This window comes from Cupriavidus sp. USMAA2-4, assembly GCF_001854305.1.
GTDB classification, from domain to species: domain Bacteria; phylum Pseudomonadota; class Gammaproteobacteria; order Burkholderiales; family Burkholderiaceae; genus Cupriavidus; species Cupriavidus malaysiensis.
Genome location: NZ_CP017748.1, coordinates 4050204 through 4062480 on the forward strand (window position 1 = coordinate 4050204; position 12277 = coordinate 4062480).

General features: G+C 70.6%; 5 protein-coding genes, 1 other RNA gene and 1 pseudogene. 4 read left to right on the top strand and 3 right to left on the bottom strand.

The genetic code is table 11. The features are described from left to right. Positions 1-49: 49 nt before the first annotated feature. Together rho and trxA are read right to left on the bottom strand one after the other, a co-directional pair. Positions 50-1312: a transcription termination factor Rho gene (gene rho, locus BKK79_RS18050; RefSeq protein ID WP_071014025.1), complete on the bottom strand. Its 1263-nt coding sequence runs from the start codon at positions 1310-1312 to the stop codon at positions 50-52. 179 nt (positions 1313-1491) lie between these two features. Then, positions 1492-1836: pseudogene (trxA, locus tag BKK79_RS18055) on the bottom strand (thioredoxin TrxA); the annotation flags it as partial. 419 nt (positions 1837-2255) lie between these two features. Between trxA and BKK79_RS18060 the strand changes: the two are divergent. The 3 genes from BKK79_RS18060 (at position 2256) to BKK79_RS18070 (ending at position 9215) form a co-directional block, all read left to right on the top strand. Then, positions 2256-2525 (top strand): hypothetical protein, encoded by a 270-nt coding sequence (locus tag BKK79_RS18060; RefSeq protein ID WP_071014021.1) that lies wholly within the window; start codon positions 2256-2258, stop codon positions 2523-2525. Between the two features lie 124 nt (positions 2526-2649). After that, entirely contained in the window at positions 2650-5589 is a 2940-nt protein-coding gene (locus BKK79_RS18065) for a PD-(D/E)XK nuclease family protein (RefSeq protein ID WP_071038176.1), read from the top strand. After that, positions 5586-9215, top strand: coding sequence for a UvrD-helicase domain-containing protein (locus BKK79_RS18070; RefSeq protein ID WP_071038177.1), 3630 nt, complete (start codon positions 5586-5588; stop codon positions 9213-9215). Before BKK79_RS18065 ends, BKK79_RS18070 begins: the two co-directional genes overlap by 4 nt. A gap of 239 nt (positions 9216-9454) precedes the next feature. On the opposite strand, the gene ffs is transcribed toward BKK79_RS18070, so the two are convergent. Further along, positions 9455-9553, bottom strand: an RNA gene (ffs, locus tag BKK79_RS18075) — signal recognition particle sRNA small type. A 177-nt stretch (positions 9554-9730) separates the two neighbouring features. Between ffs and BKK79_RS18080 the strand changes: the two genes are divergently transcribed. Then, positions 9731-12232, top strand: a complete 2502-nt coding sequence (locus BKK79_RS18080; protein WP_071038178.1) for an adenosylcobalamin-dependent ribonucleoside-diphosphate reductase — start codon at positions 9731-9733, stop codon at positions 12230-12232. The last annotated feature ends 45 nt before the right edge of the window (positions 12233-12277 follow it).

Genomic DNA, 12277 nt, shown 5'->3' on the forward strand with positions numbered 1-12277 from the left:
AAAAAGCGTGCCGGAGCACGCTTCTTTTGGGCACGGCATCGGCTGAAGCTTAGCCGCCCCGGCGCATCATGTCGAAGAACTCGGCGTTGTTCTTGGTCGCCTTGAGCTTGTCGAGGATGAACTCCATCGACTGGACTTCGTCCATGTCCGAGATGAACTTGCGCAGCACCCAGATCTTCTGCAGGATTTCCGGCTTGATCAGCAGCTCTTCACGGCGCGTGCCGGACTTGTTGAGGTTGATCGACGGGTAGACGCGCTTCTCGGCGAGGCGGCGCTCCAGGTGCACTTCCATATTGCCGGTGCCCTTGAACTCTTCGTAGATCACGTCGTCCATGCGGCTGCCGGTCTCGATCAGCGCGGTGGCGATGATGGTCAGCGAACCGCCTTCCTCGAGATTGCGCGCGGCGCCGAAGAAGCGCTTCGGGCGCTGCAGCGCGTTGGCGTCGACACCGCCGGTCAGCACCTTGCCGGAGGCCGGCACCACGGTGTTGTAGGCGCGCGCCAGGCGCGTGATCGAATCCAGCAGGATCACTACGTCGCGCTTCAGTTCGACCAGGCGCTTGGCTTTCTCGATCACCATTTCCGCAACCTGCACGTGGCGGATGGCCGGTTCGTCGAAGGTCGACGCCACCACCTCGCCGCGCACCGAGCGCTGCATCTCGGTCACTTCCTCGGGACGCTCGTCGATCAGCAGCACGAACAGGTCGGTCTCGGGGTGGTTGTTGGCGATGGCGTGGGCGATATGCTGCAGCATCACGGTCTTGCCGGACTTCGGCGAGGCCACCAGCAGGGCACGCTGGCCGCGGCCGATCGGCGCGATCATGTCGATGATGCGGCCGGTGATGTTTTCTTCCGCCTTGATGTCGCGTTCGAGCGTGAGCGGCCGGTTCGGGTGCAGCGGCGTCAGGTTCTCGAACATGATGCGGTTCTTCACCGCTTCCGGAGGCTGGCCGTTGACCTTGTCCACCTTCACCAGCGCGAAATAGCGCTCGCCGTCCTTGGGCGTGCGTACCTCGCCTTCGATCGAGTCACCCGTGTGGAGGTTGAAGCGGCGGATCTGCGAGGGGCTGATGTAGATGTCGTCCGTGCTCGCGAGGTAGGAGGTCTCGGGCGAGCGCAGGAAGCCGAAGCCGTCCGGCAGGACTTCCAGGGTGCCGTCTCCGTAGATGGTTTCGCCCATCTTGGCGCGCTTCTTCAGGATCGCAAACATCAGTTCTTGTTTGCGCATCCGCTGTGCGTTGTCGATCTCGAGGGTCGCGGCCATCTCGAGAAGGGCAGACACGTGAAGCGATTTGAGTTCTGTCAGGTGCATAGACAAGGGGTTACACGGGTGCCCGGACGGGCAGGAACCAGAAGGGGGGAGGAAATGAGCGAACGCTCGGGGAAGTTGTTGGCGCCATCTTAGCACAAAGCTGCCGGCGCGCCAGACAGGCGCGCGCACGCAGGCAGATGGCCGCGGCCGGAACGCTTACGCGTCGGCCGCCACGTATGTCAGAGGTTGCCGTCCAGGAAGGCGGTCAGCTGAGACTTGGACAGGGCGCCGACCTTCTGCGCGGCCACCGAGCCGTTCTTGAACAGGATCAGCGTGGGGATGCCGCGGATGCCGAACTTGGCCGGCACCTGCTGGTTCTCGTCGACGTTGATCTTGGCGACCTGCAGCTTGTCGCCATAGTCCTTGGCCACTTCGTCCAGGATCGGGGCGATCATCTTGCAGGGGCCGCACCATTCGGCCCAGAAGTCGAGCAGCACGGGCTTGTCGGACTTGAGGACGTCGGCATCGAAGGAGGCGTCGCTCACATACTTGATTTGTTCACTCATGGCGGAAAACCTCTGGTTTCGCTCTTGTTTATGTCGATGGCTGGATGAGCCGAACCGCTACCTTACACGAGAATGCCACGGCGCGTTGCGCGCGGAGCGCATTACGCACGAAGGCTGGCCCGTTGCCGGCACCGTCGCGGGGGCCGCTAGCGCCAATATGTTACCAGTTGGCGCGAATTCAAGACCTGCCTGCAGCGGCCACCGCCACGCACGGCCGTGCGTGGCGGCATGCTGCGCATTTTGCCCCCGATATGGCAGATCGTGCCAAACATTATCGCTATGGGCGTGACAGATTCTCTCAATCGACCTGAGGCTGCAGTGCCGGCGCGGTGGTGTACCCGGCACGCGCGGGCAGGCCGCCGCAGCGTAGAATGGTGAAAGGGGCACTGCGGCGATCGCCGCCGTGCCGCTTTCCGGCAACTGACAAGGTCATCACCATGAACACCGATTCCCGCAAGCCCTCCGAGTCCGAATCGCGCGAGGCGCCTGCCGTCGAGCAGATGAGCGACGCGCTGGCGCACATCGATCGTGCGGTGGAGGCCGAGAGCATTGCCGCGGGCGCCGCCAGGGGCCTGATCTACAGCATCATCGAGACGCTGGGCGCCCTGGTCGGCGACCCCGACCTCCCCGAGCATGCGCGCAGCGGCTACCAGGGCCTGCTCGAGACTGCACGAGAGATCCGCGCGCGCGTCGAGGACGGTCGCTGAGGCGCTGCGGCACCGCCCGCTCCTGTTCCGTTCGCATCCGCCGCCGCCTGCGGGCCGCGGCGGTTGAACCGTCTGTCGACACCGCCCCTGCTCCCTCCGCCCGTGCGCGGGAGCGCCCGAGCCGATGATTTCCCTGCATTTCCGCCCCGGTCCCGACTTCCTGGCGCAGGCCGGCGCCTCGGTATGGCACTTCCTCGACCATTGCGGACAGGCCGCCGGCGCCCACGTGCTGGTGCCGACGGCCGCGCAGATTCCTGGCGTGAGGGCCGCGCTGGACGCCGCGGCGCGGGCCGCGGGCGCGCCGCGGCTGCTGCCGCGCGTGCTGACGCTCGGGCACTGGCTGCTCGACCTGCCGCCGGAGGCCCAGCCCGTGCGCAGCGCGGCCGCGCGGCTGCTCGCCGTACAGCAGGCATTGCGCGGCCAGGAATGGTTGCGGCGCGCCTTCGGCGCGCAGACCGAGGGGGCGGCCTGGGGGCTGGCGCAGACATTGCTGTCCATCTGCGACGAATTGAGCGCGCGCTGGCTCGAAGACGAAGCGGTGCGCGACGATGACGACATCCTGGGCGACGACCGCGCGCAATTGCTGCAGGGCGCGCTGGAACGGACCTACGCGCACCTGAGCGATCGTTTCCTGGGGGAGGAGGCGCGCATCGTGCTGGCCTTCTGGCAGGCGCTGTCGGGGCCGGACGATCCGCTGCCGGCGCGCCGGCGGGCGCTGCGCAACCTGGCCGAGCACGTGCCCGGCCCGGTGGTGTGGCTGGGGCCGACACCGCCGCAGCCGATCGAGGCGGCGTTCCTGCGCGAGGCGGGCGAGCTGGTGCCGGTGATGGAGATCGGCTACGACTGGTCGGGGCGCGCGCTGGCGTCCGGGGAGGAGGGCATCACCGGCTGGTACGAGACCCTGCTGGCACTCTGGCCCGAAGCCGTGCTGGTGCCGCGCGCACCGCGTGCCGATGGGGAAGACGAGGCAGCGGACGAGGCGGTCGGCGTCCCGGCCACCGGGGACGCGGGCCTGCCCTGGCGCATGCCGGGCGAGCTTCCCCCATTGCCGCCGCAACGTCCCAACCTGCGCGTGATCGGCAGCGCGCGCTTCGAAGACGAAGCCACGGCCGCGGCGGAGCAACTGGTGGCCTGGCTCAATGCCGGTCGGCGCCAGGTGGCCCTGGTGGCGCACGATCGCGTGGTGGCACGCCGCACGCGCGCGCTGCTGGCGCGCGCCGGCGCGCCGGTGCGCGACGAGACCGGATGGAAATTGTCCACCACGCGCGCCGCCGCAGCGCTGATGCGCTGGTTCGACCTGCTTTCCGGCGAAGGGGATACCGCAGCCCTGCTCGACCTGCTCAAGAGCCCGTTCTGCCTGCCGGAGTTTCCATCGCGAGGCGCGGCCATCGCGGTGCTGGAGCGGCAGATCCGGCGCGATGCCATCTCGGGAGGATGGCACCGGCTTACCCAGCTGTTCGCCGGCGCGGCGCGGCACGACCCGGCTACCGGCGACGACCTTGCCGAAGCAGAGCTGGCGGCGCGCCAGGGCGCACGCGCCCTGGTTGCCGCGCTCTCGGGCGAGGCGGCGCAGTGGCCGCGCGGCCGCGCCCAGCGGCCGGTCGCGCACTGGCTGGAGCGGCTGGACGCCATGCTCGACGCGCTTGGCATGCGGGCAGCGCTGGCTGGCGACGACGCCGGCCAGCAGTTGCTCGACGCCCTGGCGCGCCTGGACGAACTGCCGCAGGACGAGGCGGGCGCGCAAGCCTCGCTGGACCTGGGCGAGTTCCGCGCAATGCTGTCCGCGCTGCTGGAGGCAGTCGCCTACAAGGAGCCCTCGGCGAGCAGCGCGGCACGGATCACCATCCTGCCGTTGAACGGTGCGCGCATGCGGCGTTTCGAGGGGGTGGTGATCGTCGGCTGCGACGATGGCCAGCTGCCGTCGAGCGCGGCCGAGCTGATGTTCTTCTCCAACCAGATGCGGCGCGAGCTTGGGCTGGAGGACCGCGAGGTGCGCTTCGCCCAGCAGGCACGCGACCTGGCCGAAGTGCTGCTCAACAACGACGAGGTCGTGATGACCTGGCAGCGCCTGGGCGGGCGCGGCGAACCGAAGCATGTGTCGGGCTGGATCGAGCGGCTCTCGGCCTGCTGCCGGCGCGCAGGCGAGCCGATCGAAGCCGTTGCCGCGGCCCCGGTCCACGAGACGCGTGCCTTGCCGTCGGGCATGCCGGCGCCGGCGGCGCCGGCGCTGGTGCCGCCGCGCTGGAGTGCCCAGGCCTACAACATGCTGCGGCGCTGTCCCTATCAGTTCTTTGCCGGCCGCATGCTCGGGCTGTCGGGGCTCGACGCGGTCAGCGACGAACTGGAGAAGCGCGATATCGGCGATCTGCTGCACCGCGTCCTGCTGCGCTACCACACCGAGCTGCAGGACAGCGGCGGGCAGCCGCGCGACGCGCAAGGCCGGCTCGCGCTGCTGCGGCAGTGCACCGATGCCGTGTTCGGGCCGCTGGTGGCCGAGGACGGCAATGCGATCGGCTACTACCGGCGCTGGTGCGAGGTGCAGCCCTCCTATATCGAATGGCAGGCCGGCCGCGAGGCCGAGGGCTGGCGGTGGCGCGCCGGTGAACTCGATGCCGGCATCGACCTGGCCATGCCGGATGGTGAGCCGCTGCGCCTGAACGGACGCATCGACCGCCTAGACCAGCACCGGGATGGCGGCCATGCCGTGCTCGACTACAAGACGCAGAGCGCGGCGCGCCTGCGCAAGAAGGTGGGGGACGTGGAAGAAGACTGCCAGTTGCCGTTCTACGGCCTGCTGCGTGCCGATGCGGTCAGCGGTAGCTGGGTGTCGCTGGAGGGCGTGCAGGACGGGGCCGCGGCCGCCCAGCGCGAAGTGGCGCTGCCCGATTTCGACGCCGCCGTCGCCTGGCTGGAGCGGCAGTTGCGCCACGACGTGGTGCGCCTGCGCGGCGGCGCGCCGCTGCCCGCCATCGGGGATACGGCCGCCTGCACCTGGTGCGAGGCGCGCGGCCTTTGCCGCAAGGGCTTCTGGGAGTCGACCGCGCTGCCGGAGGCGATCCGATGAGCGTGCATGCCTATCTGCGTGACGGCCTACCGGTCGGCGAAGCCGAGTTCACCGCCGCTGCCTGCGATCCCGCCCGTTCGGTGGTGGTCGAGGCCTGCGCCGGCAGCGGCAAGACCTGGCTGCTGGTGGCGCGCCTGCTGCGCCTGCTGCTGGCCGGCGCGGCGCCGCACGAGATCCTCGCCATCACCTTCACGCGCAAGGCGGCGGAGGAGATGCGAGATCGCCTGCTGGAGATCCTTGCCCAGCTCGCGCAGGGGGCGGACGACGAGGTACTGGCGGCATTGCGGCTGCGCGGCCTGAGCGACGCCGAGGCGCGCGCCGCGCTGCCGCGCGCGCGCACCTTGCACGCACGCGTGCTGGCGGCGCCGGGACGCATGGCGATCGATACCTTCCACGGCTGGTTCGGTACCCTGCTGCGCGGCGCGCCGCTGTCCTCCGGCATCGTGCCGGGAGCGTCGTTGCGCGAGGATGCGCTGCGGCTCAGGCGCGAGGCCTGGGCGCCGTTCTGGCGCTCGCTCGGCGCGCCGCAGTATGCGGAGCTGCGCCAGGCCTACGAGACGCTGGTCGACGCCATCGGCGAATTCCAGGCGCGGGCCTGGCTCGATGCCATGTTCCACGCACGCAGCGAATGGTGGGCGCTGCAGGAGGCCGGTCCGCCCGAGCTGGCGCTGGCGGAGCAGCTCGGCGACGACGCGCGCCTCGACGTGGTGGCGCAGGCGCTGCTGGAAGACGGCTGGCTGGCCGACGGCCAGGCGTTGGCCACGCGCCTGGGCGGCGGCGGCAAGACCGAGCAGAACCATGCCGCGCGCCTCGAGGAGGGGCTCAGCGCGGTACGCGCCTGGCGCGAGGGCGGCGCGCACGAAGGCGAGCCGGCCGCCCAGGCCTTCGCGCGCCTGCGCGCCGCTTTCTTCACCGCGGCCGGCGCGCCGCGCGCGCTGCGCCGGACCAGCGGCCTGGCCAAGGCCGCCGGCGGCGAAGCGATGGTGGATGCCTTGCTGCAGGCGCATGCGGGACTGTGCGAGCAGCTCGACGAACTGGCCGCGCGCCGCTGCGAGGCGGCCGTGCTGGCCTTGAACCTGGCCGTCTACCGCTTGGGCGATGCCTTGCTGCAGCGCTACCAGCAGCTCAAGCACGAGCAGCGCGCGATGGACTTTGCCGATCTCGAATGGCTGGCGGCGCGCCTGATGGCGGACGAGGAAACCGCCACCTACCTGCAGGTCCGCCTCGACGCGCGCTACCGCCATCTGCTGCTCGACGAGTTCCAGGACACCAATCCTCTGCAGTGGCGCATCCTGCAAGGCTGGCTGGCCGGCTACGCCGGCACCGGGCAGCGCCCGTCGATTTTCCTGGTCGGGGATCCGAAACAGTCCATCTACCGCTTCCGCCGTGCGGATGCGCGCTTGTTCGAGAGCGCGCGCGAGATGCTGCAGCGCGAGTTCGGCGCCACCGTGCTGCGCACCAATCGCACGCGCCGTAACCGTCCGGCGGTGCTGGACTGGGTCAATGCGGTGTTCGATGCCGCGCGCGAGCAGGGGCGTTACCCCCTCTACGAAACGCAGACCACAGCCTTGCTGGGCCAGGGCGGTCCGCTGTGGCTGCTGCCGCTGGTGGAGCCCGAGGCGGCTCCAGGCAAGGCGGAGACGGGCGAAGACGGAAGCTCGGAAACCGGCACGCAGGCCGGTGAGCCGCCCGATGCGCAGGCCGATGCCGGCGGGCATCGCGATACGCTGCGCGAGCCGCGCAGTGCCGGTGGCGACTCCCTGCGCCTCGAGGAAGGCAGGCGCGTGGCCGCCTGGTTGCAGCGCCTGCGCGCGACCGTGATGGTGCAGGACCACGCGGGTGAGCGCCCGGTGCGCTGGAGCGACATCTACCTGCTGGTCCGGCGCAAGAGCTATCTGCCCGACTACGAGCGGGCCCTGCGCGAGGCCGGCATTCCCTGCCTGAGCCCGCGCCGCGGCGGCCTGCTGGCCACGTTGGAAGCGCTCGACCTGTCGGCGCTGCTGGCTTTCCTGATGACGCCCGAATCGGACCTCGACCTGGCGCACGTTCTGAAAAGCCCGCTGGTCGGCGCCTCCGACGACGACCTGGTCGCACTCGCGCAGCAGCCGGGCGAGGGCGGCTGGTGGGCGCGCCTGCAGGCCGGTGGCGTACCCGAGGGTGCCTCCGCCGCGCTGGGCGAGGGCGTGGCGAGGCTGCGCGGGTGGCTGGCGATCGCGCCGCAGCGGCCGGTGCACGACCTGATCGACCACATCTACCACAGCGGCGAGGTGCGGCGCCGCTACGCCGAGGCCGCGCCGGCCAGCATCCGCGAGCAGGTGCTGGCCAACCTGGACGCTTTCCTGAAGCTGTCGCTCGATCTCGATGGCGGCCGCTATCCGAGCCTGCCGAAGTTCATCGATGAACTGCACGAGATCCGGCGTGGCGACGAGACGGAGAGCCCGGACGAGGGCGGCATGAGCGACGATCCCGAACAGGACGCGGCCGACGCCGCCGACGGCCAGGGGCTGGACGCCGTGCACATCCTGACCGTGCATGCCGCCAAGGGGCTGGAGGCGCCCTTCGTGGTGCTGCTCGATGCCAATCACAGCGAGCCCGCGGCCGACCGCAGCGGCATTCTGGTCGACTGGCCGCCACAGGCGCAGGTGCCGCGGCATTTCTCGGCCTACGGCAAGCGCAGCGAGCGCGGCCGCGCCCGCGCGCCGCTGTTCGAGACGGAAGCCGCGCTGGCCGAGCGCGAAAACTGGAACCTGCTCTATGTGGCCATGACGCGCGCGCAGCAGGGGCTGCTGGTCAGCGGTGTCAAGGGGCGCGCGGCGCGCGCCGCGGAGGAAGGCAACGATGCCGAGATCGCGGGCAGCTGGTACGTGCGGCTGCAGGCGGCCGGCGTGGCCGAGGCGGTCGCGGCGCGTCCGGGCGAAGGCGCCTCGCCTGCCGGCGAAGGCGCGCGCGCGGCGCCGCAAGCCGTGCGCTACACGGACTTCCGCACGCGCTACCGCGATGCCGAGCGGCTGGCGGCACGGGCCGGGACCGCGGAGGCGGCAGAGGGCGCGGAAGGTGCGGAAGACGTAGTGCAGGAGGAGGCCATCGTCTTCGATGCCGCCGCCGCGCGGCATGGCGAACTGCTGCATGCGCTGCTGGAACGGCTGACGCGTTATCCGCATGCGTTCGGCGCGGTTCCCGCGGTGGAGACGGTGCTGCGCTGGTTCCCGCTGGCCGGCGTGGGCAGCGCGCAGGCGCGCGAGCTGTGGCGCCGGCAGGCGCAGGCCGCGGTGGATGCCGCGCGCGCGATGCTGGACGCGCCGGCGCTGGCGGCGCTGCTGTCGGGGCGCGGCGCGCTGAGCGCGCGCAATGAGGTCGAACTGTACGATGCGCGCGGCAGGCTGCTGCGCATCGACCGGCTGGTCGAATACCCGGAGCGCGTGGTCATCATCGACTACAAGCTGCGCCTGCTGCCCCAGGAGCATGCGGACTATGCCGCCCAGCTCGGGCGCTATGCGGCCGCACTCGGCCCGATGTTCCCGGGGCGGCGCATCGAAGCCGGAGTGGCCACGGCCGACGGCGAGTGGATTCCGCTCGAGCGCCTGCGCGCCGGCGCACGCCAGCCGCAGCAAGGCTCGTTGTTCTGAGGCGGTCGGCTGAGCCGCTTGGGCAGCCGCCTTGCAAACGGCGCTGGAAGTGCCATAGTGCTGTTGGGGCGGCTTGCCGGATACGCCAGGTGGCGAGAGCGGCGCTGCGAACGTGCGGAGCCCGCCGCGGCGGTATCCGATGGACGTGCGGACGGCACAGCGCGACTTCGGGCGGGCAGGCTTGGAATGTGTTGCGGGGGAGGTTGCCGGAAGGCGGGACTGCGGGAGGGATGGGGGAGGTGGACGAGCCTGGCCCTCGGCACTGGCGGAAAACGGCTATGGCTGCTTCGTTCCCGACCTGACCAGGTTGACCGCGCCGCCATGCGAGGAGGCCCGTCCGAGCGGCATTGTAACCCAGCGCGGCGGACTTGGGCCCCTTTGCAATGAAATTCTTGCCTGGCGCGGGGGGATCGGGCCGCGCCAGCGGCGCAGCATGAGCGGGGGCGGCGCGCCGAAGCGCCGGCCCGGTTGCGGCCGGCACGGTCACGGACGGCAGACGAGCTAGCGAGCGAACCATGAACGCCAAGGAACAGATACTGCACGCGGCGCTGCCGCCGCAGGAGATATCGGAACAGGTGCTGCGGGAAAAGTACGCCAAGGGGGAGGAGGACAGCGTCGGGCAGGTACGCCGCCGCGTGGCGCGTGCGCTTGCCGAGGCCGAGCCGCCTGCGCGGCGCGAGGCCTGGGCCGAGCGCTTCCTGTGGGCGCAGGAGAACGGCTTCGTCCCTGCCGGGCGCATCAATTCGGCAGCGGGGACCGGGATCCAGGCGACGCTGATCAACTGCTTCGTGCAGCCGGTGGGCGATTCGGTGTCGGATCCCGTCGCCGGCCCGGACGGGGTCAAGCCCGGCATCTACACGGCGGTGGCGCAGGCCGCCGAGACCATGCGGCGCGGCGGTGGGGTCGGCTACGACTTCTCCGCGATCCGGCCGTCCGGCGCGCTGGTGCGCGGCACGCATTCGCGCGCCTCGGGGCCGGTCTCGTTCATGAAGGTCTTCGATGCGTCCTGCGCCACGGTGGAGTCTGCCGGCGCGCGGCGCGGCGCGCAGATGGGTGTGCTGCGCTGCGACCATCCGGACATCGAGATCTTCATCCATGCCAAGGACCGCGGCGAGCTGAGCAACTTCAACCTCTCGATCGGCGTCAGCGATGACTTCATGCGCGCGGTCGAGGCCGATGCCCAGGTTGAGCTGGTGCACGAGGCCGAGCCCGGCGCCGAGCAGATCGCCGCCGGCGCCTACCGCCGCGCCGACGGCCAGTGGGTCTACCGGCGCGTGCCGGCGCGCGCGCTGTGGGAGCAGGTCATGCATGCGACCTACGACCATGCCGAACCCGGCATCCTGTTCCTGTCGCATATCAATGCCGACAACAATCTCTATTACTGCGAGCGCATCGAGGCGACCAATCCTTGTGCGGAACAGCCGCTGCCAGCCTACGGCTGCTGCGATCTCGGTTCGATCGACCTGACCGCCTTCGTCGAGCGGCCGTTCGCGGCGGACAGCGCCTTCGATTTCGCGCGCTTCGCCGAGGTCGTGCAGGTGGCAGTGCGCATGCTCGATAACGTGCTCGATATCACCTACTGGCCGCTGCCGGAGCAGCAGGCGGAGGCGCGCGCCAAGCGCCGCGTGGGGCTGGGCTTCCTCGGCCTGGGCAGCGCGCTGGTGATGCTCGGCCTGCGCTACGACACCGAGCCGGCACGGGCGCTGGCCGCGCGCATCGCCGAAGTGCTGCGCGACGAGGCCTACCGGGCTTCGGCCGCGCTGGCCGGGGAGAAGGGCGCCTTCCCGCTGTTCGATGCCGATGCCTACCTGGCTGGCGGCTTCGTGGCGCGCCTGCCCGAACCGCTGCGCGCCGCCATCCGGGCCGGCGGCCTGCGCAATTCGCACCTGCTGTCGATCGCGCCGACCGGCACCATCACGCTGGCTTTTGCCGACAACGCGTCCAACGGCATCGAGCCGGCCTTCTCCTGGACCTACCAGCGGCGCAAGCGCATGCCGGATGGCGGCTACCAGTCGTTCGAGGTGGCCGACCATGCCTGGCGGCTTTACCGGCACCTGGGTGGCGACGTGGCGTGCTTGCCGGACAGCTTCGTCACGGCGCTGCAGATGTCGGCGCTGGACCACATGCGCATGCTGCAGGCCGTGCAGCCCTATATCGACACCAGCATCAGCAAGACGGTCAACGTGCCGGAGGACTATCCTTACGATGCCTTCCGCGACCTCTACCTGGAAGCCTGGAAGGCAGGCCTCAAGGGGCTGGCGACCTATCGCCCCAACCGTGTGCTGGGGGCGGTGCTGTCGGTCACGCCGCCGGCCGCGGCCGCCCCCCCGGCGCCGGCGGGCGGCGACGACCTGCTGCGCAGGCCTTTCTCGAGCCGGCCGGTCGGTGACCTGGAGGGGGTGACCTCGAAGATCGAGTACATGACCTATGAGGGGCGCAGGACCGTCTACCTGACCGTCAATTTCATGCGGGTGACCGGCACCGTGGGCGGCAGGCCCGCCACCATCGAGCGTCCGGTGGAATTCTTCATGCCGGCAGGCCAGCGCAGCGAGGGGCAGCAGTGGATCACTTCCACCATGCGGCTGCTGTCGATGGTGGCACGCTCCGGGGGCTCGGTGGCCAAGGCCCTGGCCGATATGCGCAACGTGGTCTGGGACAAGGGCACGGTGCGCTATGGCGTGCTGGTGCGGCAGGACGGCAGCGAAGTGCCGCGCTTCCACGATTCCGAGGTGGCGGCGATCGGCTATGCGCTGCAACGCATCCTGATCCAGCGCGGCTTCCTCGATGAGGAGGGGCGTCAGGTGCCGGTGGCGCGGCTGGCCGAGCGGTTGACCGAGCGACCGGACGCGCCGGCCGGGCGGCGGCCGGCCGCGGGGCACGCGGCGGCCGGCCCGGTGCCGGCTGCGCCGGGCGTCGGCTCGGGCAAGCCCTGTCCGGAGTGCGGCGCACACGCCTTGCACAAGATCGACGGTTGCGCCAAGTGCGCCAACTGCGGCTACATCGGTGAGTGCGGCTAGCGTGCCATGCCGGCGTCACGGGCGGCGGCGGCAGGGGACGGCCGG